We start from the raw sequence: 21,731 nt of genomic DNA, 5'->3' as shown, positions 1-21,731 counted from the left end.
CGTGCAAAAACGTGATGGTAAGCGATCCATCCCTTATGATGGTGGACATGCAACGCCTGCTCGTATTTGCCGCCCTTTTGCTGCTGGCCCGCGCCGACAGCAGCCGCCTGCCGCATGCGCATACGGCGCTGGCCCTGCTGCCGCTGAAAATGGCCTGGGCCTGGGAGCGGCCGGAAGATTTGCGCTGGCTGCCGGGCGATGCCGGGGTGGCGTTCGTGGCGTCCAGCATCATGCTGCAAGGCGAGCAAGCGCTGGTGCGTCCGCGCACGGCCCGCCTCCTGCTCGAACCGGCTACCGCACGCGTGCCGGTGCTGCACGTCGACCTGTCATGGCGCGAGCCGCCGGCACTGAACCAGGTACAAATGCAAGCCATCGTGAAGGAGCTGCTGCGCATTGCCGCGGGCGCCAACCGGCAGGTGGTGCAACTCGATTTCGAAGTGCGCCGCTCGCAACGTCCCTTCCTGGCGCGCACTGTCGCCGCCATCCGTCGCGTCTTGCCGCCCGAAGTGGCGCTGTCGGTGACGGCGCTGGCCTCCTGGTGCCTGGACGACGCCTGGCTGGCCGAAGGCGTGGCGGACGAGGTGGTGCCGATGGCGTTTCGCATGGGCCGGCAACAGCACGCGCTTCGCCAGCGCCTGCGCTGGCAGGGTTTCACCCAGCCCTATTGCCGCCAGGCGGTTGGCTATGCAACGGACGAACCGCGGCTGCGCCGCCTGGCGCCGCGCGGCTATTACTTTTCTCCCCAAGCCTGGACGGCCGCCCAATGGCAGGCCCTCCATTCCCATTGAGTTCAGGCCTCGAATGCCAGGCTGGCCCACAGGTGGGCTGCCGCCATCGTGCGGTGCGGGGAGTAGCGCTGCAGCAGGACTTCGGTGCGGGCCATGTCCGGCTTGCTGTCCTCGCCCAGCAGGCGTTGCAGCGCCGCGCGGATGGCGACGTCGCCGTGCAGCGAGCAGTCGGCGAAGCCATAGCCGCGCAGCAGGGCGTAGTTGACGGTCCAGGGACCGATGCCTTTGACCGCCAGCAGGTTGCGGCAGATGGTTGGGATCGGGTTGTCCGCGCGCTCCTCGATATCGAGTTCGCCGGCAGTGACCAGTTGGGCGAAGCGGATCAGGGTTTCAGCCTTGGCGCGCGAAAACTTGCGCGTGGTCAGGTCTTCGACGGCAAGCTTCGCCACATCCGCAGCTTCCGGATAGCACCACAGGCCATCCTTGTGCTGACGACCCGCCTGCAGAATGAAGCTGCGGCGCAGGGCGATCGCGAAGGACAGGTTGATTTGCTGGCCGATGATGGCCCAGGTCAGGGCCTCGAATACGGTGGCCGACTGCACGATGCGCAGGCCGGGCTGGCGGGCAACCAGGGGGCCGAGAAGCGCGTCCTCGCGTGCGAACGCCACGAATGGCGCTGGATCGATGTGCAGGCCAAGGATGTTGCTGGCGGCGGCTTCGATTTGCATCGCTAACGCAGGAGGCACCTTGCGGGCACGCGGCAGGTCAATATCGGCCTCGCAGCCGATGGAGCGTGCGCGCCCCTTGGGCAGCGTGACGTCCAGCACCACCGGCACCCCATCCAGCAGCATGCCCTTGCGGATCGAATCGGGACTTACCTGTTCCGCGACGCTTTCCGCATCGCGGCCATGAAAGGCCAGCACATCCTGCACCCGATACGCGGCGGGCAGGGCAAGCGAAAAAGTATGCTTCATGCGGCTTCGGTCTTTTGCATCCACGGCAGCTTGACCTTGTAGCCGGTAACCAGCATGGTGCCGGTGATGACGATGGCCGCGCCGGCCACGGTATACCAGCCCACCACTTCATGCAGGAACAACGCGCCCCACAGGATGCCGAACAAGGGATTGAGGAATGTAACGGTCAACGCAGAAGTCGGGCCCACATCGCGCACCAGACCAAAGTACAGCAGGTAAGCGATGCCGCTGCACAGAACCCCCAGCGCCAATGCCGCGCCCATGATGCCGATGGTCGGCTCGCCCGGCTGCGGGAAAATGGCCAGGGAAGGGAGGGTCAGCAAGGCCGCCGCCCACATGCTGCCGTGGGCGTTGGCGAACGGCTCCACGCCCTGTGCCGATGGGGACACCTTGGTGTAGGTCGTGGCGATGCTGTAGCTGAAGGCGGCCAGGGTAGCGGCCGCGATGGCCAGTCCGGCGCCCTCCTTGCTGCTGACGTGGTCGAAACCGACCAGCATCGCAACGCCCGCCGTGCCCAACACCAAGCCAAGCATCACGCGCCCGGACACCATATGGCGATGCCACACAGCACCGACGATGGCACCCCAGATCGGCGCGGTCGCATTCAGCACCGACAGCACGGACGCCGTCAGCGTCTTGGCCGCAAACGCGAACAGCAGGAAGGGCAGGGCGGAGTTAAAGAAGCCCAGCACCAGGTAATGCTTCCAGTGCTTACCCAGGTCCAGCCGCTTGCGCAGCACCAGCGCCACCACGGCCAGGAACAGCGCCGCAAACGTCACGCGATACTCGATCAGCACCCCCGGCCCCAGCACCGGCGCGGCAATCCGCATGAACAGGAAAGAGCCGCCCCAGATGGCAGCCAGAAAAATCAATTTGAGAAGGTTTGAAGTATTCATACTGTTCAGTTTGTGTCCCCATGATGGGACACGGGCTGGGCTGTGGCAAGCCGGTTCTTGCTGTTGAATTCATGTCGGGCAGGCGGGGCCGGGGGCGGTGGCCAGGGCGGCGGCGTGGTTGATCTGCAGGACGTCGGGGACGCCGTTCTTGACCGCTGTCATTTCGGCCAGGATGGAGATGGCGATTTCCGGTGGCGTCTTGCTGCCGATGTACAGGCCGATCGGGCCGTGCAGGCGCGCAATCTGCGCTTCCGTCAGGTCGAATTGCAGCAACCGTTCGCGCCGTTTCGTATTGTTGGCGCGCGAGCCGATCGCGCCGATGTAGAAGGCGTCGGACTTGAGCGCTTCCATCAGGGCCATGTCGTCCAGCTTGGGGTCGTGGGTCAGCGCGACCACCGCGCTGCGGGAGTCCAGCTGCATCTCGAGCACCAGGTCGTCCGGCATGGCGTGCACCAGCGGCACCTCGGGCAGGGCCCAGCCGGCGCGGTATTCTTCGCGCGGGTCGCACACGGTGACGTGGTAATCCATTGCTGCGGCAATCTGCGCCAGCATGCGCGATAACTGGCCTGCGCCGATGATCAGCAAGCGCCAGCGCGGGCCGTGCTGGGTAACCAGCAGCTCGCCGCCGTGCTCGAGCACCGCTCCGGGGCGGGCGCGTTCCAAGGTGACCGTCCCATTGCCCAGGTTGAGCGTGCGCGCCACCAGTTCGTGCGCGGCCAGCCGTCCCAGCAAGTCGTCGATGCGGCTGTGCGGGCCGAGGGGCTCGAGTGCCAGTTCGATGGTACCGCCGCAGGGCAGGCCGAAGCGGTGGGCTTCGTCGGCGGTGATGCCGTAGCTGACCACCTCGGGCAATTCGCGCACAATGCCTTCCTCGCGCACGCGCTCGATCAGGTCGTCCTCGATACAGCCGCCGGAGACTGAGCCGACCACGCGCCCATCGTCGCAGATGGCCAGGGTGGCGCCGACCGGGCGCGGGCTGGAGCCCCAGGTGCGGATGACTGTGACCAGCTGGCAGCGGTGTCCCGCTGCCAGCCAGGCGGAGCAAGTCTTGAGTACTTCGAGGTCGATGCTGTCCATGCACCGAACTATAGCAAGGGTCAGCGCTTTTTGCAGACGGCCTGCATGGCCTTGCCGGGCAGGCTGTCGGGTGCGATCGTTTCGGGATCGTAGGCTTCGTACTTGAAGGTGCCGACCGGTTCGCCCTTGCCCAGGACATCGGCGTGGAAGGTCTGGCTGAGCAGGGTGCGGGTGCCGGCGTCGCAGGCGTACAGGTGCAGCGAGCGCACTGAAAGATACATCTTGCCGTCGGGCGCAGTCTGCGGCTTGCGCAAGGTTTCCATGGTCCAGGCCTGGCGGCCTTCCGCAACGCTGCGCACCGATTTGCGGTCGAGCAGGAGGGTGCTGTCCTGCTCCTTGGCAATGGTGGTCCAGGGTCCCGCCAGCGCCACGGCCGGCGCCAGGGCGAGCAGCAGGACTGCCGTTTTCATGGCAGCAGCGGGCGCTTGGCGGCCTGCTTGGCCTTGATTTCGGAAACGCTGCGGTCCATCGCGGCCAGGCGTGCGGTGACGCTGGGATGGATCGCGGTGTAGCCGTTCAGCGCGGTGGCGGGATACTGGCCGGACAGGCGTTGCCAGAAGCTATGCGCGTTGCCGATGTTGTAGCCGGCACGCGCCAGCATGTACAGCGCCAGGTTGTCGGCTGCAATGTCGTAATCGGCCGGCATCGGCCGCACGCCGGCAGTCCCGACCAGCATGGTCAGGTCGGGCCGCACGGACGCCAGGTTGTCGATGATGCTGGCCATGGTGGCCGTGCTGCGCATGGTGCCGGCATGGCCCAGGATGTTATGCGCCAGTTCTTTCGCCAGCACGTAAGCCACCGCTTCATCGTTTTGCGCGAAGTTGATCATGCCGCGCGTCAGCATGACGCGGCTGCCGTCGTTGTAGGCGTTCACATTGTCCGAGTTGCCCAGGTCCACGCGGAAGGCGCAGGCACGGGTGACGGGCACGTTCAGGGTCTGGTTGGCGCCATTGCGGGCGATGGTCATGTTCAGCATGGCGCTGTTGGCAGTCAGCGGGCCAAAGACGGCAGCGGCCTTGCTTTCGGCATCGCGGCCGCGCGGCAGCGGCTTGCCGCCGGCGGCTACCAGGTCGTCGCCCTTGCGCAGGCCGGCTTTGGCGGCGCCGCTGCCGGCCAGCACGCTGGACACTTGCAGCACTTCATCGTAGCCCAGCACGGCGCTTGAAGCGTCGGCGTATTCGCCCGGGTAGGAGTATTTGTTCTTGGCAGTGAAGCCGAGCAGGTTGCGCGCTTGCGCCTTGCACAGGTCGGCGTTATTGATCAACAGCGGGGCGGCGATGCGATACAGCCGTTCCTGCAGGCCGGCAATCACTTTCAGGTTGTCGCGCGCGGCCTGCATTTGCGGCGTCACCACCGGCGCGGCAGGCGCGCTCGGCGGCATCGGCTGCGCCGGTGCGGCAGGCTCGCTGCCGGGTTGGAGGGTGGAACAGGCAGAGAGCAGGAGCGTGGCCGCAATCGCGGGCCAGGTCAGCCGGCGGGCCGGCGAAGGGATGTGATTGCGTTGCTCTACTGCCATAAATTTTTCCTCAGTGCTTGCCAGTGCTGCCGAAACCTCCGGCGCCGCGGTCGCTCGCTTCGAAGTCTTCGACAACATTGAAGCCAACCTGCAGCACGGGCACGATGATCAATTGCGCCAGGCGCTCCATGGGATTCAGCGTAAACGTGTTGAAGCCCCGGTTCCAGGTAGACACCATCAATTGTCCCTGGTAATCGGAGTCAATCAAGCCTACCAGATTCCCCAAAACAATGCCGTTCTTGTGGCCCATGCCGGAGCGCGGCAGGATCATGGCGGCGTAGCCTGGATCGGCAATGTGGATGGCGAGGCCGGTCGGCACCAGCACGGTCTGGCCGGGCTCGATCACCAGCGGCGCCTCGATGCAGGCGCGCAGGTCGAGGCCTGCGCTACCAGCAGTGGCATACGCCGGCATCTGGTCTTTCATGCGCGGGTCGAGGATTTTGACGTCTACAGTTTTCATTGGAATAGCGAGTTCTTGTCGATGCGTTTGGCGATTTCGGAAATCAGTTGGCGCGCCAGCGTGAGCTTGTCGGCGCGCGGCAGGATGGTGTGTCCGTTTTCGTCAAACAGGATGATGGTGTTGTCGTCCTGGCCGAAAGTGTTGTGGCCGATGTTGCCGACCAGGAGGGGGATGCCTTTGCGTTCGCGTTTGCTGGCGCCGTATTCGATCAGGTTTTCCGATTCGGCGGCGAAGCCGACGCAATAAGGCCAGCCGGCCAGGCTGGTGCGGGTGGCCACGCTGGCCAGGATGTCCGGGTTCTGTTCGAATTTCAGTTCCGGTACGCTGCCGTCGCCGGTTTTCTTGACCTTCTGCACGCTCGGGTTCACCACCTTCCAGTCGGCCACGGCGGCGACGGAGATGAACACGTGCTGGCCGCCGATATGGTCCATCACGGCGTCGAACATCTGCTGCGCGCTTTTGACGTCGCGGCGCTCGACGCCGAATGGCGTTGCCAGCGCGGTCGGGCCGGACACCAGGGTCACTTCCGCGCCGGCTTCGCGCGCGGCGCGCGCCACGGCATAGCCCATCTTGCCGGAAGAGAGATTGGTGATGCCGCGCACCGGGTCGATGGCTTCGAAGGTCGGGCCGGCGGTCACCAGGATGCGCTTGCCCGCCAGGACTTTCGGCTGGAAGGCGGCGATCATTTCCGCCAGCAGTTGTTCCGGTTCCAGCATGCGGCCCAGGCCAACTTCGCCGCAGGCCTGGTCGCCGGCTGCCGGGCCGAACACGGTGATGCCGTCCGCCCGCACCTGCTCGACGTTGCGCTGGGTGGCCGGGTTGGACCACATCTCAACGTTCATGGCGGGGGCGATCAGCAGCGGCACGCGGCTCGGCCGGGCCAGGCACATGGTCGACAGCAGGTCGTCGCACACGCCGTGCGCCAGCTTGTAGATGAAGTCGGCGGAGCAGGGCGCGATCAGGATGGCATCGGCGTCGCGCGTGACGTCGATGTGGGCCATATTGTTGTTCACGCGCGGATCCCACTGGCTGCTGAACACCGGCTTGCCGGACAGCGCCTGCATCGTCACCGGGGTGATGAAATGGGTGGCGGCGTCGGTCATCACGACCTGCACCGAAGCGCCCTCCTTGGCCAGCGCGCGGCACAGTTCAGCGGCCTTGTAGCAGGCCACCCCGCCGGACAGGCCCAGGACGATTTTCTTGCCAGTCAGTTCCATGATACGGCTCCTACTTGTTCACGCGGCGCAGTTCGTCCAGTACGAACAGTGCGGCGCCAATGCAGATGGCGGTGTCGGCAATGTTAAAGGCCGGGAAGTGGCCGAAGCCGCTCCAGTGGAAATCCAGGAAGTCGATCACATGGCCGTGCCAGATGCGGTCGATCACGTTGCCCACGGCGCCGCCCAGGATCAGCGACAGGGCCCAGCAGAACATGCGCTGGCCGCTGTGGCGCATCAGCAGGTAGATGATGTACAGCGCTGCGAAGACGCCGATCGCGGTGAACAGGTGGCGCTGCCAGCCGCCTTCATTGGCCAGGAAGCTGAATGCGGCGCCCTTGTTGTAGGCCAGGACCAGGTTGAAGAAGCTGGTGATGACCTTTTCTTCGCCGTACACGAACAGCTTGTTGATCGTGATCTTGGAAAGCTGGTCCAGCAGGATGATGAAGAAGGCGATGCCCAGCCATGGGGCCATGCTGCCGGAAGCGGGTTTGCTGCTGAAGGTGGTAGTCTTTTTGGTGGCCATGTAGATTCGAGGTGAGGGCCGCCGCGCAGCAGCGCGGCGGCAAAGCCTTATCAGGCGAACTTGCGGGACTCGCCGGCGCCGAACAGGTTGGAGTGGCAACGGCCGCACAGGCCCGGATGATCGGCGTGCGCACCCACATCGGCGCGGTAGTGCCAGCAGCGCTCGCACTTCTGCGCGGTCGATGCGGCCACGTTGACCGCTTCATCGGCTTCGGCTGCCACTTCGACGGCCTTGGCCAGCGAGGTGATGAAGATGAACTTCAGGTCGTCGTCCAGCGAGGACAGCACCTTGAATTTGTCACCCGAGGCCTTGATCTCCAGTTCCGCCTGCAGCGAGGAGCCGATCGCGCCGGAGCCGCGCAGTTCTTCCAGCTGCTTGGTGACGTCGGCGCGCACCGCGATGATGGTCGCGTACTTGGCCATCAGGGCTTGCGCGTCCGCCAGTTCAGGCAACTGCCACCAGGTCTGGGTGTAGATGGTTTCGTCGCTGGCCTTGAAGCTTTCTTCGCCGGCGAACGAGGCCCACGCCTCTTCGGCGGTGAAGCACAGGATCGGGGCCATCAGGCGCAGCAACGACTGGGTGATGTGCCACAGTGCGGTCTGCGCCGAACGGCGCGCCCTGGAATCCACCGCGGTGGTGTACAGGCGGTCCTTCAGGATGTCCAGGTAGAAGCCGCCCAGGTCTTCGGAGCAGAAGTTCTGCAGTTTGGACACCACAGGGTGGAACTCGTAGCGCTCGTAGTGGCGCGACAGGTCGGCTTGCAGCGCCGCCATATTGGCCAGCGCGTAGCGGTCGATCTCCAGCAGTTCGGCGACCGGCACGGCGTTCGCCTTCGGATCGAAGTCCGAGGTGTTGGCCAGCAGGAAGCGCAGGGTGTTGCGGATGCGGCGGTACGATTCGGTCACGCGCTTCAGGATCTCGTCGGAGATCGACAGCTCGGAGGTGTAGTCGGTGGCGGCCACCCACAGGCGCAGGATGTCGGCGCCCAGGGTGTCGGACACCTTCTGCGGCGCGACAGTGTTGCCGATCGACTTGGACATCTTCTTGCCTTCGCCGTCGACCACGAAGCCGTGGGTCAGCAGCGCCTTGTACGGCGGGCGGCCGTTCAGCATCGAGGAGGTCAGCAGCGAGGAGTGGAACCAGCCGCGGTGCTGGTCCGAGCCTTCCAGGTACAGGTCGGCCGGGAAGTGCGACTGCTCGGGGTGCGAGCCGCGCAGCACGGTCTGGTGAGTGCAGCCGGAGTCGAACCACACGTCCAGGGTGTCCTTGTTTTTCACATAGTGCTCGGCTTCCGCGCCCAGCAGGGTAGCCGGATCCAGCGCCTGCCAGGCTTCGATGCCGCCTTGCTCGATCAGCTTGGCCACCTGCTCCAGCAATTGCGCGGTGCGCGGGTGCAGCTCGCCGCTCTCCTTGTGCACGAACACGGCCATCGGCACGCCCCACTGGCGCTGGCGCGACAGGGTCCAGTCAGGACGGTTGGCGATCATGCCGTGCAGGCGCGCCTTGCCCCAGTCAGGGAAGAATTCAGTGGCTTCGATGCCTTCCAGCGCGGTTTCGCGCAGGGTGGAACCGCCGTCCAGCGGCTGGATGTCCATGCCGGCGAACCACTGCGAAGTGGCGCGGTAGACGATCGGGGTCTTGTGGCGCCAGCAGTGCATGTAGCTGTGGTCGAACATCTTCAGTTCGAACAGGGCGCCCGCTTCGCGCAGCGCTTCGCAGATCGGCTTGGAGGCTTCCCAGATGCCCATGCCGCCGAACAGCGGCAGGGAAGGGATGTATTTGCCGTCGCCCATCACCGGCTTCAGGATGTCGTCATCCTTCATGCCGTGCGATTTGCAGGAGACAAAGTCGTCCTGGCCGTAGGCCGGCGCCGAGTGCACCACGCCGGTACCGCTCTCGGTGGTCACGTAGTCGGCGATGTACACCGGCGACAGGCGGTCGTAGAAGGCGTCGCGCGCGTGCAGCGGGTGCTTGAAGGAGATGCCGGCCAGCTTGTCGCCGGTGGCGGTGGCGATGACGCTGCCTTCGAGCTTGTAGCGTTCGAGGCAGGATGCCACCAGGTCCTTGGCCAGGATCAGCAGCAGGGGCTTGCCTTCGCGCTCGGTCTGCACCAGCGCGTAGGTCACCTCGTGGTGCATGTTCAGGGCCTGGTTGGACGGGATGGTCCAGGGGGTGGTGGTCCAGATCACCACGAAGCCGTCGCCGGCCGGCAGGGCGGGCAGGCCGAAGGCGGCTGCCAGCTTGTCGTGTTCATGGAAGGCGAAACCGACGTCGATGGCCGGGTCGCGCTTGTTCTGGTATTCCACTTCCGCTTCCGCCAGCGCGGAGCCGCAATCGAAGCACCAGTTCACCGGCTTCAGGCCGCGGTAGACGTAGCCTTTTTCCAGCAGCTTGCCCAGGGCGCGCAGCTCGTCGGCCTCGTTACCGTAGTTCATGGTCAGGTAAGGATTGTCCCATTCGCCCAGCACGCCCAGGCGGATGAAGTCCTTCTTCTGGCGCTCGACCTGCTCGTGCGCGTAGGCGCGGGCCTTGGCCAGCACGTCGGCGGTCGGCAGGTTCTTGCCGTGCAGTTTTTCGATCTGGATCTCGATCGGCATGCCGTGGCAGTCCCAGCCCGGCACATACGGCGCGTCGAAGCCGGACAGGGTGCGCGACTTGACCACGATGTCCTTCAGGATCTTGTTGACGGCGTGGCCGATGTGGATGTCGCCGTTGGCGTACGGGGGACCGTCATGCAGCACGAACTTCGGGCGCCCGGCGGAAGCCTTGCGCACGCGTTCGTAGATCTTCTTGTCCTGCCATTGCTTGACCCAGCCCGGTTCGCGCTTGGCCAGGTCGCCGCGCATAGGGAATGGGGTTTCGGTCATATTGACCGGGTATTTGCTTTCAGGCTTCTTTGCTTTGTTGTCGGACATGATAAATAACGTTAGTTTTTGTTTCGGGTGGCGAAGAAGGCGCGCGCTTGGTCGGCGTCGCGCTCGATGGCTTTGACCAGGGTTGGCAGGTCAACGAACTTTTCTTCGTCACGTATCTTCTGCAGGAATTCGACGCGCACCACCTTGCCGTAGCAATTCCGGGCGAAATCGAAAACGTGGACTTCCAGCAGCACGCGGCCGGCGTCTTCCACCGTCGGGCGTACGCCCAGGCTGGCCACGGCCGGCAGCGGCTTTCCGTCCAGGCCGTGCACTTGCACGATGAAGATGCCGGACAGGGCAGGGCGGTGCGGCACGCGCAGGTTCAGCGTCGGGAAGCCGATATCGCGTCCCAGTTTGGCGCCGTGGATCACGTGGCCGGAAATCGAGTAAGGGTGGCCCAGCAGCGCCTGCGCATGCGGGAAATCGCCCTCGGAAAGCGCGCTGCGCACGGCGGAGGAGGAGATGCGGTTCTCGCCATTGCGCACCGTCGGCAGCACTTCGACCTCAAAGCCGTATTGCCGGCCCGCTTCGGCCAGCATGGCGACATTGCCGGCGCGCCTGGCGCCATAGCAGAAATCGTCGCCCACCATCAGCCATTTCACGTGCAGGCCTTCCACCAGCACCTTCTCCACGAAGCTTTGCGGCGACTGGCCGGCGAAAGCGTCGCAGAAGTGTTCGACGATCACGCGGTCCACGCCATTGTTTTCCAACGCCTGCAGCTTGTCGCGCAGGTTGGCGATGCGCGGCGGGGCTTTCGACAGATCGCCCATCTTGCGGGCAAAGAATTCGCGCGGATGCGGCTCGAAGGTCATCACGGCCGATTCCAGCCCGAGGCGATCGGCGGCCGCGCGCACGCGCGCCAGCAACGCCTGGTGGCCGCGGTGGACACCGTCGAAGTTGCCGATCGTCAGGGCGCAGGGCGCACGCGCCGCTGCATTGGGGAGTCCGCGAAATACCTTCATGCTGGTTTGCTTGGCGTAAATGCTTGATTATACGTGCTGAAAGACAAAAAGCGCTGCCTGCGGGTGCAGGCAGCGCTTTTCTTGGCTCAGCCCGGCTTTGCTTAGACCGGGTTGTTAATGTACATGGTCCAGTAGCGGGCCAGTTCCGGCTCGCCGGCGCTGCCTTTCACCGACTTCAGGGTGCTGACTGCAGCAGCCTTCTTGCCGGCGATGTACTGCGCCACGCCGTAGTGCAGCTTCATTTCTTCCGGCTTGCGGCCGGTGCCCAGCTTGATCGCTTCTTCCATCAGCTTCAGGCCATCGGCCTTGCCGTCGGAAACCATGGCGTAGCCCAGGTTGGCCAGGCCGTCGGCATCCTTTTCCTTGCGGAAGTTGGCTTCCTGGGTGGCGGCGTTCTTCTGCTGGTCGGCCAGGGTCTTGGCGGCCAGGTCTTTCAGGCGCTGGTGGCGGCCGGCGTCGGCGCCGGTGCCCAGGGCACCTTTCTTGTAGCCTTCGTCGACGATCTTCAGCGCTTCAGCGGCATTGCCCGCTTGCAGGGACAACTGGCCCATTTCCATGAATTCAGCCGGCTTGGCGATCTGCTTCAGGGCCAGCTTGAGGCGCATCACGTCCAGGTTCAGGGACGAGGAGAAGCCTGGCTTGCCCACCACGCGGTTCAGCAGGTCAGCCCAGTAGGATGCCTTCGGATAGGACGCCGCCAGCTTTTCCAGGGTCTGCACGTAGCCGGCCTTGTCGTTCTGCTTCAGCTGGATGTTGGCCAGCATCTGCAGGCTGCCTTCGGACTTGGCGCCTTGCAGTTCCTTGGCCGCTTCGTTCAGCTTGCCGCTCTGGTAGTAAGTCTGGATCAGCTGCTCGCGCATCTGCGAGTTGTTCGGATTATCCTTCAGCACCTTCTGGATGTAGGTGATCGCCTTTGGATAGTCGCGGGCGCGCAGGTAGATGCTGGCCAGGGCTTCGGTAATCTTGGGTGCTTGTGCCGACGACAGCTTAGGGGAAGCCAGCACTTGTTCGAATGCGCGGGCCGCGGTTTCGTTCTCGCCGGCAGCGGTCGCGGCCGAGCCACGGGTGTATTCGATCTGGAATTTTTCCAGTTCCGACTTGCCGCCGACTGCATCGGCTTCCTTCAGTTTCGCGAGGGCTTCCTTGTAACGGCCGGAGGAGGCCAGCTTCTGCGCTTCCTGCAGTGGCTTACCCACTTCAGCGCGCACGTTCTCGGCATAGGCGATGGACGAAACACCCATCATTGGAACGGCAGCATTGAAACCGATTGCGGCCATTACCAGGCCAAAATGTGCGAGACGAAACTTAATCATGGGGTGATTTTCTTTCTTCAAAATGCGAAATAGGCAGGATAACCTGCCTATTTGGGAAAATAAAGGGTGTGTTGGCCCAATTATTTACTGGAACTGCTCGTTGCCGACCAGACCAATCTTGGTGACGCCCAGACGCTGGGCCGACGCCATCACGCCTGCCACCACGCTGTAGTTAACCAGCTTGTTCGGGCGCAGGTGCACTTCAGGCTGGTCAGCCTGTGCCGCTACGGCGATCAGCTTGTTTTCCAGGGCAGGGCGGTCAGGTACGACCACGTTGTCCCACAGGATGGTGCCGTCGAAGTCAACGTCGATGGTCACGACCACAGGTTCCTTGGTTGGCGGTGGCGGGGTGCCGACCGGCATGTTCAGGTTGACCGAGTGGTTCGCTTTTGGAATGGTAATGATCAGCAGAATAATCAGAACCAGCATGACGTCGATCATCGGCGTCATGTTCATTTCCATCATCGGTTCTGCTTCGCCGCTGGAGCTACCTACGCTCATACTCATGAATTGTTTCCTTTTCAGAAGGCCGCCCCCGTGACAGCCAGGGGCGGCTTGTTCTTACATCTTATCAGGTGGTTCGGTAATGAAACCGACCTTCTGGATGCCAGCGCGCTGGGTGGTGTAGATCACACGGCCGATCGATTCATACTTCGCGTCTTTGTCGCCGCGGACATGAACTTCAGGCTGAGGCACCTTCACAGCTTCCTCTTTCAGAAAATCGAACAGCTCATTGGCGTCGCGCATTTTCTTCTGGTTCCAGTAGATGTCGCCATCCTTGTTAACAACGATGTTGACGTTCTCTGGCTTGGTCTGGATTGCCTGGTTGATCTCTTCCGGCAGGTTGATCTTCTGCAGTTTGAGAACGACCGGGCTCGTGATCAGGAAGATGATCAGCAGCACCAGCATGATGTCCACGAGCGGCGTCGTGTTGATCTCACTGTTGAAGCTGTCGTCTCCGCCTTCGGAGCCTACGGACATCGACATGGTATTAACCTACTTTTTTCGACGAAGCAGCAGCGTTCGAGGTGGACATTGCGCCGGAGATCAGCACGGAGTGCACGTCAGCGGAGAACGAACGTACATCTTCCATGGCGGTCTTGTTACGACGCAGCAGCCAGTTGTAACCCAGAACTGCAGGAACTGCGACCAGCAGACCGAACGCGGTCATGATCAGCGCTTCACCCACTGGGCCAGCCACTTTGTCGATCGATGCGTTACCGGTCATGCCGATGTTGGTCAGCGCGCCGTAAATACCCCACACGGTACCGAACAGGCCGATGAACGGAGCGGTCGAACCAACGGTTGCCAGGAAGGACAGGCCGTCGGACAGACGGGACTGCACTTTGTCAACAGCGCGCTGGATGGACATGGTGACCCAGGTCGACAGGTCGATTTGTTCCAGCAGGGCGCCGTCGTGGTGAGCGGTTGCCTTGGTGCCGGATTCAGCGATGAAGCGGAATGGGGAACCTTCGGTCAGGGTCGCGGTGCCGGCAGCGATCGAGGATGCTTTCCAGAACTTGGCAGCGGTTTCTTTCTGCTGTTTGAAGATCTTCTGTTGGTCGAAGATCTTGGTCACGATGATGTACCAGGAACCGATCGACATGATCGACAGGATGATCAGGGTAGCACGAGCAACGAAGCCGGCTTCCCACACAGCGGCGATACCGAATGGGTTTTCGACTTCTTCTTTAGCAGCTGGAGCAGCGGCGGCAGCTGGAGCGGCTGCGGCTTCTGCTGGAGCGGCTGCCGCGTCGGCTGCTGGCGCTGCAGGTGCGTCAGCGGCTGGAGCCGTAGCGGCTGCCGGGGCAGGCGCGTCAGCCATGGCTGGGGCGCTTACCAGGGCGGTAGCTGCGGTCACCGAGAACAGCACAGCGGCCAGTACAGCGGACAAACGGGTATTCTTAAACATGCTTCCTCCAAATTTGAAAAATAATCAGTTCGCTGGCTTAAACGACAACGGACTTACTTAGTTGCGAGACGGTGTTCTGCCTCAGGTTTATTCCAGCGTCCAGACGTATTGCATCTGTTGCCAGGTTTCTTGTGGATGGCCATCCACGGTGGCTGGCTTGAATTTGCACTTGGCGATACCGACCACGGCCGCCTTGTCCAAATCACGGAAACCACTAGATTTCACTACTTTCGAATCGCCGACACGGCCGTCCGCACTGATCAGGAACGACAGGGTCACGGTACCGGTTTCTTCGTTACGCAGCGACGATTTTGGCCATTCTGGCTTGGCGCAGGTACCAAAGTCGACCACAGCCGGGGTACGTACACCAGTTGCCGGAGGGGCTGCAGGTGCTGGTGCCGCTGGAGGGGCTGGGCGAATATCGGTGGTGGCTGGCTTCACGTTGGTCGCGTTAGCGATCACGTTCTGCGCTGGCGGCGGTTGCTGCACGTTCACTTCAACCGGAGGAATGAATGGCGGTGGTGGTGCCTTCATCTCTGGTGGAGGTGGCGGTGGCGGCAGTTCTTTTGGCGGAGGCGGGGCTACCTCCTCGATGATCTTGGTCTCCACCGGTTCGATCATCTTGCTAATCATTTTCTTGCCCAGGCCGGATACGATGCCGTAACCAGCTACAAGGTGCAGGACTACGACGAACGCGATGCCCGTATAGTTCTTCTTCCCGGCAATTTTCTCGTTATCACTGAAATTCATGCCTGCTTTCTCCAATACCAACTCTTGTGTTGCTACCTTTTAAACCCCCAAAATGGCGACACAAAGCTACAGCCGCATCCGGGACGTCGGCGAATTATACATACGAATTTTGGATTTTTGCATAGAATTTTGTCCCGAAAACCGTTTAAATTTCATGCCCTTAGCCCCATATTGGCAGGCTGTTACCGGACGACTGCAAAGTGGTCTGGCAGAAAAAGCAAGAGAAAATTGACCAATCTTTCGCCCCTGCGATTGATCTTCATCACTTTTTCTTTAAGACAAAAGATTGCTTGCCAACAGCGTCGGCCAGGCTAAGGAAATTTGGTGAAGTCTGTTGCTTCGACGTAACTCTGTCAAAAGCGGCGCTCAGATCACCCGGTTGCGCTTCTCGCGCTTGCACTCGATGGTGCTGATCACCTGGCCATCCGGCGCGACCGTATCCAGGTGAACGTCGAATCCCCAGAGGCGGGCCACGTGCTTCAGGACTTCATTGGCCTGTTGGTTGAGGGGGCGGCGGTTGTACTGCGTGTGGCGCAGTGTCAGGGCGCGGTCGTCGCGGGTATTGACCGACCACACCTGTATATTGGGCTCGCGGTTGCCCAGGTTGTACTGGTCGGCCAGCATTTGCCGCACATAGCGGTAGCCCAGCTCGTCGTGGATGGCCGAAACCGCCAGCTTGTCGTTCTTGTCGTCATCTAATACCGCAAAGAAGTGGAACTCGCGGATCAGGCGCGGCGACAGGTATTGGGCAATGAAACTTTCGTCCTTGAAATTGCGCATCGCGAAGTCGAGCGTCTTCTTCCAGTCGCTGCCGGCGATATCGGGGAACCATTCGCGGTCTTCCTGCGTGGGGTTCTCGCAGATTCGTCGGATGTCTGACATCATCGCGAAGCCCAGCGCATAGGGATTGATCCCGTTGTAATAGGGGCTATGCACCGGCGGCTGGTACACCACATTGGTATGGCTCTTCAGGAATTCCATCATGAAGCCATCGCTGATCACGCCCTCGTCGTACAACTGGTTGAGGATGGTGTAATGCCAGAAGGTGGCCCAGCCCTCGTTCATCACCTGGGTCTGGCGCTGCGGGTAGAAATACTGGCTGATCTTGCGCACGATGCGCACGATCTCGCGCTGCCACGGTTCCAGCAGCGGCGCGTACTTCTCTATAAAGTACAGCAGGTTTTCTTCCGGCTCGGGCGGGAAGCGCGGCGCCGGCTTGTCGACCGCTTCTTCCTCGCGCCGCGGCACGGTGCGCCACAATTCGTTGATCTGCGATTGCAGGTAGGCTTCGCGCTCTTTCTGCTTCATCGCTTCCTGCGCCAGCGACAGCTTGGCCGGCCGCTTGTAGCGGTCGACGCCATAGTGCTGGATCGCGTGGCAGGAATCGAGCAGCAATTCGATGGCATCGATGCCATGCCGCTGTTCGCACTCGGTGATGTAATTCTTGGCGAACACCATGTAATCGATGATGGCGTCGGCATCGGTCCAGGTCTTGAACAGGTAGTTGCCCTTGAAGAAAGAATTGTGGCCATAGGCCGCGTGCGCAATCACCAGCGCCTGCATGGTCAGGCTGTTCTCCTCCATTAAATAGGCGATGCAGGGGTTGGAGTTGATGACGATCTCATAAGCCAACCCCATCTGCCCGCGCTTGTAGCCTTTCTCGGTGGCGAGGAAATGCTTGCCGAACGACCAGTGCGCATACGATACCGGCATGCCCACGGAGGTGTAGGCATCCATCATTTGCTCGGCAGTAATGATCTCCAGCTGGTTGGGATAGGTATCCAGCCCGAAGTTGTGGGCCACGCGGCGGATTTCCTCGTGCGCTTGCTCGATCAATTCAAACGTCCATTCGGATTGCTCCGGCAGGGCCCGGGGATGGGGTGGGCGCTTGGTCATCTGGTTCATTTTGGTTGCTTCTTGAACAGTTCGCGGAACACCGGATAGATATCGGCCGGCGTGACTATCTTCTGCATGGCGAAGTGCTGGTGGTATTCAGGGATCTGGGCGTATTGCTCCCACAGGTTCTGTGGCGGGCCGTCGGTGATTTCGACATACGTGTAGTACTGCACCTTGGGCATGATGGTGTTGACCAGCAGTTGCCGGCACAGCACGGAATCGTTGTCCCAGTTGTCGCCGTCGGACGCTTGCGCCACATAGGCATTCCAGCTGCCGCTGCCAAAGCGCTCGTCGATGATCTTGTTCAGCAGGTGCAGCGCGGAAGACACCACGGTGCCGCCCGATTCGCGCGAGTGGAAGAATTCGTTCTCGTCCACTTCCGAGGCGGCCGTATGGTGGCGGATGAACACCACTTCGATCTTGTCGTACACGCGTTTGAGGAACAGGTAAAGCAGGATGAAGAAGCGCTTGGCGGTATCCTTGCGCTGCTCGTCCATCGAACCCGACACGTCCATGATGCAGAACATCACGGCCTGGGTCATCGGCTTCGGCACCTTGATGCGGTTGGAATAGCGCAGGTCGAAAGGATCGATGTATGGAATCGCCAGCAGCCGGGTGTGCAGGTGGTGGATCAGTTTCTTCAGCTCGATCACTTGCGGGTCGTCGAGCGGGGCGCCGGCCACCAGCAGTTCCTCCAGTTCGCGCTCGGCCTCGATCAGGCGCTTGCGGGAACTGCCGCCGACCGCGATGCGGCGGCCCAGGGCGCCGCGCAGCGAGCGCAGCACGTGGATATTGGACGGCGTGCCCGACACCGTGTAACCGGCCCGTTGCGGCTTGAATTCGGTGGTCGCCGTGAGCTGGGTCTTGATCATGTGCGGCAGTTCCAGGTCTTCGAAGAAGTAGTTCATGAATTCTTCGCGCGACAGTTCGAAGATGAAATCATCCTCGCTGGTCTGGTCGCTATTGCCTGCACGGCCGCGGCCGCTGCCCCCGCCGCCCTTGGGACGGTTGATCTGGTCGCCTTTCTGGTATTCCTCGTTGCCGGGATTGACCACTTCCCAGACCCCGCCGTGGGCGTGGCCGAACGAGGGCTCGTTCACGTCCTTGACGGGAATCGATACTTTTTCGCCATTCTCGATGTCGGTGATCGAGCGCCCCTTGATGGCGCGCCCGACGGCATCCTTGATCTGGCCTTTGTAACGCCGCAAAAACCGTTCGCGGTTGACCGCGGACTTGTTCTTGCCCTGCAAACGACGGTCGATGAGGTAAGTCATGTGCCTCCTGCCTGCTTGATTGGCGCGCCCTGATTATCCCACTTCTCTATCAGGACGACTTCCTCACGCGCAGATACCATTCGCACAGCAGCCGGACCTGCTTGGCCGTGTAGCCCTTTTCCACCATGCGCGCCACGAAGTCGGCGTGCTTGTTGGCGTCCTCGGCGCTGGCCTTGGCGTTGAAGGAGATCACCGGCAGCAGTTCTTCGGTATTGGAGAACATTTTCTTCTCGATCACGGTGCGGAATTTCTCGTAACTGGTCCAGGCCGGGTTCTTGCCGCCGTTATTGGCGCGCGCGCGCAACCCGAAGTTGACGATCTCATTACGGAAGTCTTTCGGATTCGAGATGCCGGCCGGCTTCTCGATTTTTTCCAGTTCGTTGTTCAGCGATTCGCGGTCGAAGCTTTCGCCGGTATCCGGGTCGCGGTATTCCTGGTCCTGGATCCAGAAGTCGGCAAAGGTCACGTAGCGGTCGAAGATGTTCTGGCCGTATTCGGAGTAGCTCTCTAGGTAGGCAGTCTGGATTTCCTTGCCGATGAATTCGACATAGCGCTGGGCCAGGTGCTCTTTTATATAGGAGAAGTATTTTTGCTCGGTCTCCGGCGGGAACTGTTCGCGTTCGACCTGCTGTTCCAGCACATACAGCAGGTGCACCGGATTGGCCGCCACCTCGGTCGAGTCGAAGTTGAACACCTTGGACAGGATCTTGAAGGCGAACCGGGTCGACAGCCCGCTCATGCCCTCGTCGACCCCGGCATAGTCGACGTATTCGTGGATGGACTTGGCTTTCGGGTCGGTATCCTTCAGGTTTTCACCGTCGTACACCAGCATCTTGCTGAAAATACTCGAGTTTTCCGGCTCTTTCAGGCGCGACAGGATGGCAAACTGCGACATCATGCGCAGCGTGCCGGGGGCGCACGGCGCCTTGTCGAGCGAGGAATTGTGCAGCAGCTTCTCGTAAATCTTGATTTCGTCGGTGACGCGCAGGCAGTACGGCACCTTCACTATATAGATACGGTCGAGGAATGCCTCGTTGTTGCGGTTGTTCTTGAAGCTCTTCCATTCCGATTCGTTCGAGTGCGCCAGGATGATGCCTTCGAAGGGGATGGCGCCGAAGCCTTCGGTGCCCTTGTAGTTGCCTTCCTGGGTGGCGGTCAGCAGCGGGTGCAGCACCTTGATCGGCGCCTTGAACATCTCGACGAATTCCATCAAGCCCTGGTTGGCCAGGCACAGGCCGCCGGAATAGCTGTAGGCGTCCGGATCGTCCTGGGCATAGTCTTCCAGCTTGCGGATATCGACCTTGCCGACCAGGGAGGAAATGTCCTGGTTATTCTCGTCGCCCGGCTCGGTCTTGGAAATGGCGGTCTGCTTCAGCACCGAAGGATAGCGCTTGACCACGCGGAACTGGTTGATATCGCCATTGAATTCATGCAGGCGCTTGACCGCCCACGGCGACGGGATATTGCGCAGGTAGCGGCGCGGGATGCCGTAATCTTCTTCCAGGATGGTGCCGTCCTCGGCTTCGCTGAACAGGCCGAGTGGCGACTCATTCACCGGCGAGCCTTTCAGGCAGTAGAACGGCACTTCCTCCATCAATTGCTTGAGCTTTTCCGCAATCGAGGACTTGCCGCCACCGACCGGGCCCAGCAGGTAGAGGATCTGCTTGCGCTCTTCCAGCCCTTGCGCGGCATGGCGGAAATAGGCGACCACCTGTTCGATGACGTCTTCCATGCCGTAGAACTCGCGGAAAGCCGGATAAATCTTGATGACCTTGTTGGCGAAGATGCGGGACAGGCGCGTATCGTTGCGCGTATCAACCAGGGTCGGTTCGCCAATCGCAGCCAGCATGCGTTCCGCCGCCGAAGCATAGGTCAGGCGGTCCTTCTTGCAAAGCGCGAGATACTCGGAGAGCGACATCTCCTCTTCCTTGGTGCGCTCGTAGCGTGCTGCGTAGTTGTCAAAAATGGTCATGTGAATGTCCTTTAATGAAAAATCTACTCGTCACATGGTCGGCAGTCGAAGCTATGGGCTGCAGGCCTGCTCAATGCTTTGCCAGCTTGCTTGAGGTGCCAGGGATTGCCCGAGGCTCAGAGCTGGATCATTATTAGCCGGCGGGGGGATGGTTGCCGGGCTCGAAACGCATCTTACGTTGATGAAATTTATTATTGCTCTAATGGATGTAGAAGTAAAGCCGGTGCTCATCCCCTCGCGCGTTGGCACCACAGTAGCACGGCTGGCCCGACTCTGCAGCACATGTGAAGTATGATGCTCGAAACGTCCCAAGCGAGAGAGAACAACCATGACCACCCAAATGCGCTCCATCGTGCAAAACATGCCGAAAGCCGAACTGCATATCCATATCGAAGGCTCGCTGGAGCCGGAACTGATTTTCGCGCTGGCCGAACGCAATGGCGTCAAGCTGGCTTACCCGAGCGTGGAAGCGCTGCGCGCCGCGTACGCCTTCACCAACCTGCAATCCTTCCTCGACATCTACTACGCCGGCGCCAGCGTGCTGCTGACAGAGCAGGATTTTTACGACATGACCATGGCCTACCTGCAGCGCGCCAAGGCCGACCATGTGCGCCACGCCGAGATCTTTTTCGACCCGCAGACCCACACCGCGCGCGGCGTGCCGATGGCCGATGTAATTCATGGTATCCATCGCGCTTGCGCGGATGGCCCGATCAGCGCGCAGTTGATCCTGTGCTTCCTGCGCCACCTGAGCGAGGAAGACGCGCTTGCCACGCTGGAAGCGGCGCTGCCTTACCGCGCTCAATTCATCGGCGTCGGCCTCGATTCGTCCGAAGTCGGCCACCCGCCGGAAAAATTTGCCCGCGTGTTCGCACGTGCGCGCGAACTGGGCCTGCACCTGGTGGCGCATGCCGGCGAAGAGGGCCCGCCGGCCTATATCGAAACCGCGGTCGACCTGCTCAAGGTGGAGCGCATCGACCACGGCGTGCGCTGCCTGGAAGATCCGGCACTGACGCGGCGCCTGGCTGCGCTGCGCATGCCGCTGACCGTTTGCCCGCTGTCCAACACCAAGCTGCGCGTGTTCGACCAGATGCAAGACCATAACCTGCCGGCACTGCTCGATGCGGGCCTGGTGGCGATGGTGAATTCGGACGACCCGGCTTACTTCGGCGGCTATATGAACGACAACCTGGTCGCCCTGTTCGATGCGCTGCCGCTGGGCTTGGCCCATGCGCACCAGCTGGCGCGCAACAGTTTCGAGGCGGCCTTCCTGCCTGCGGACGACAAGCAGAAATTCCTGGATGAAGTGGATACCTATTTCTCCGCCTTTAACGTGGTTTAACGTG

20 protein-coding genes are annotated in these 21,731 nt (G+C 61.7%); 2 read left to right on the top strand and 18 right to left on the bottom strand.

The window, feature by feature from the left end; genetic code table 11:
* Positions 1 to 47: 47 nt before the first annotated feature.
* Complete coding sequence (locus tag BM269_RS21245) at positions 48 to 788, top strand: hypothetical protein (protein ID WP_139232819.1); 741 nt, start codon at positions 48 to 50, stop codon at positions 786 to 788.
* Positions 789 to 790: 2 nt separating this feature from the next.
* On the opposite strand, the gene BM269_RS21240 is transcribed toward BM269_RS21245, so the two are convergent.
* From BM269_RS21240 to BM269_RS21155, 18 genes are all read right to left on the bottom strand, one after another.
* Positions 791 to 1,702: a DNA-3-methyladenine glycosylase 2 gene (locus BM269_RS21240; RefSeq protein WP_090441689.1), complete on the bottom strand. Its 912-nt coding sequence runs from the start codon at positions 1,700 to 1,702 to the stop codon at positions 791 to 793.
* Positions 1,699 to 2,598, bottom strand: coding sequence for a DMT family transporter (locus BM269_RS21235; RefSeq protein WP_090441686.1), 900 nt, complete (start codon positions 2,596 to 2,598; stop codon positions 1,699 to 1,701). The genes BM269_RS21240 and BM269_RS21235 overlap by 4 nt, the downstream gene beginning before the upstream one ends.
* 69 nt (positions 2,599 to 2,667) lie before the next feature.
* Positions 2,668 to 3,675: an XdhC family protein gene (locus BM269_RS21230; RefSeq protein ID WP_090441681.1), complete on the bottom strand. Its 1,008-nt coding sequence runs from the start codon at positions 3,673 to 3,675 to the stop codon at positions 2,668 to 2,670.
* A gap of 20 nt (positions 3,676 to 3,695) precedes the next feature.
* Positions 3,696 to 4,085: a surface-adhesin E family protein gene (locus BM269_RS21225; RefSeq protein ID WP_090441677.1), complete on the bottom strand. Its 390-nt coding sequence runs from the start codon at positions 4,083 to 4,085 to the stop codon at positions 3,696 to 3,698.
* A complete protein-coding gene (locus BM269_RS21220) occupies positions 4,082 to 5,191 on the bottom strand; it encodes a M48 family metallopeptidase (RefSeq protein WP_090441674.1) in 1,110 nt (369 codons plus the stop codon). Before BM269_RS21220 ends, BM269_RS21225 begins: the two co-directional genes overlap by 4 nt.
* Positions 5,192 to 5,201: 10 nt before the next feature.
* On the bottom strand, positions 5,202 to 5,651 hold the full coding sequence (gene dut / locus BM269_RS21215) for a dUTP diphosphatase (RefSeq protein WP_090441670.1): 450 nt from the start codon (positions 5,649 to 5,651) through the stop codon (positions 5,202 to 5,204).
* Entirely contained in the window at positions 5,648 to 6,868 is a 1,221-nt protein-coding gene (coaBC, locus tag BM269_RS21210) for a bifunctional phosphopantothenoylcysteine decarboxylase/phosphopantothenate--cysteine ligase CoaBC (protein WP_170860448.1), read from the bottom strand. The genes dut and coaBC overlap by 4 nt, the downstream gene beginning before the upstream one ends.
* Before the next feature lie 10 nt (positions 6,869 to 6,878).
* Entirely contained in the window at positions 6,879 to 7,391 is a 513-nt protein-coding gene (gene lspA, locus BM269_RS21205) for a signal peptidase II (RefSeq protein ID WP_090441664.1), read from the bottom strand.
* 50 nt (positions 7,392 to 7,441) lie between these two features.
* A complete protein-coding gene (gene ileS, locus BM269_RS21200) occupies positions 7,442 to 10,306 on the bottom strand; it encodes an isoleucine--tRNA ligase (RefSeq protein WP_090441660.1) in 2,865 nt (954 codons plus the stop codon).
* 11 nt (positions 10,307 to 10,317) lie between these two features.
* Complete coding sequence (locus BM269_RS21195) at positions 10,318 to 11,268, bottom strand: bifunctional riboflavin kinase/FAD synthetase (protein WP_090441657.1); 951 nt, start codon at positions 11,266 to 11,268, stop codon at positions 10,318 to 10,320.
* Between the two features lie 101 nt (positions 11,269 to 11,369).
* Entirely contained in the window at positions 11,370 to 12,581 is a 1,212-nt protein-coding gene (locus BM269_RS21190) for a tetratricopeptide repeat protein (RefSeq protein ID WP_229204730.1), read from the bottom strand.
* Between the two features lie 84 nt (positions 12,582 to 12,665).
* Positions 12,666 to 13,088, bottom strand: coding sequence for an ExbD/TolR family protein (locus BM269_RS21185; RefSeq protein ID WP_090441651.1), 423 nt, complete (start codon positions 13,086 to 13,088; stop codon positions 12,666 to 12,668).
* 54 nt (positions 13,089 to 13,142) lie between these two features.
* A complete protein-coding gene (locus BM269_RS21180; RefSeq protein ID WP_090441649.1) occupies positions 13,143 to 13,568 on the bottom strand; it encodes an ExbD/TolR family protein in 426 nt (141 codons plus the stop codon).
* 4 nt (positions 13,569 to 13,572) lie between these two features.
* Positions 13,573 to 14,493, bottom strand: a complete 921-nt coding sequence (locus BM269_RS21175; RefSeq protein WP_211482733.1) for a MotA/TolQ/ExbB proton channel family protein — start codon at positions 14,491 to 14,493, stop codon at positions 13,573 to 13,575.
* Between the two features lie 87 nt (positions 14,494 to 14,580).
* The gene (locus BM269_RS21170; RefSeq protein ID WP_090441646.1) at positions 14,581 to 15,243 is read right to left on the bottom strand and encodes an energy transducer TonB; all 663 of its coding nucleotides are present in this window, start codon (positions 15,241 to 15,243) and stop codon (positions 14,581 to 14,583) included.
* Between the two features lie 366 nt (positions 15,244 to 15,609).
* Complete coding sequence (locus tag BM269_RS21165; protein ID WP_090441964.1) at positions 15,610 to 17,139, bottom strand: SpoVR family protein; 1,530 nt, start codon at positions 17,137 to 17,139, stop codon at positions 15,610 to 15,612.
* Between the two features lie 5 nt (positions 17,140 to 17,144).
* Positions 17,145 to 18,413 (bottom strand): YeaH/YhbH family protein, encoded by a 1,269-nt coding sequence (locus tag BM269_RS21160; protein ID WP_090441643.1) that lies wholly within the window; start codon positions 18,411 to 18,413, stop codon positions 17,145 to 17,147.
* Between the two features lie 49 nt (positions 18,414 to 18,462).
* Positions 18,463 to 20,385, bottom strand: a complete 1,923-nt coding sequence (locus BM269_RS21155; protein WP_057260456.1) for a PrkA family serine protein kinase — start codon at positions 20,383 to 20,385, stop codon at positions 18,463 to 18,465.
* 328 nt (positions 20,386 to 20,713) lie between these two features.
* Here BM269_RS21155 and BM269_RS21150 point away from each other — a divergent pair, with 328 nt between their 5' ends.
* Entirely contained in the window at positions 20,714 to 21,727 is a 1,014-nt protein-coding gene (locus tag BM269_RS21150) for an adenosine deaminase (RefSeq protein ID WP_090441640.1), read from the top strand.
* The last annotated feature ends 4 nt before the right edge of the window (positions 21,728 to 21,731 follow it).

This window comes from Duganella sp. CF458, assembly GCF_900113115.1.
GTDB lineage: Bacteria > Pseudomonadota > Gammaproteobacteria > Burkholderiales > Burkholderiaceae_D > Rugamonas.
Note: the sequence above shows the minus strand (reverse complement) of the source record. Positions and strands in the feature narration are given on the sequence as shown.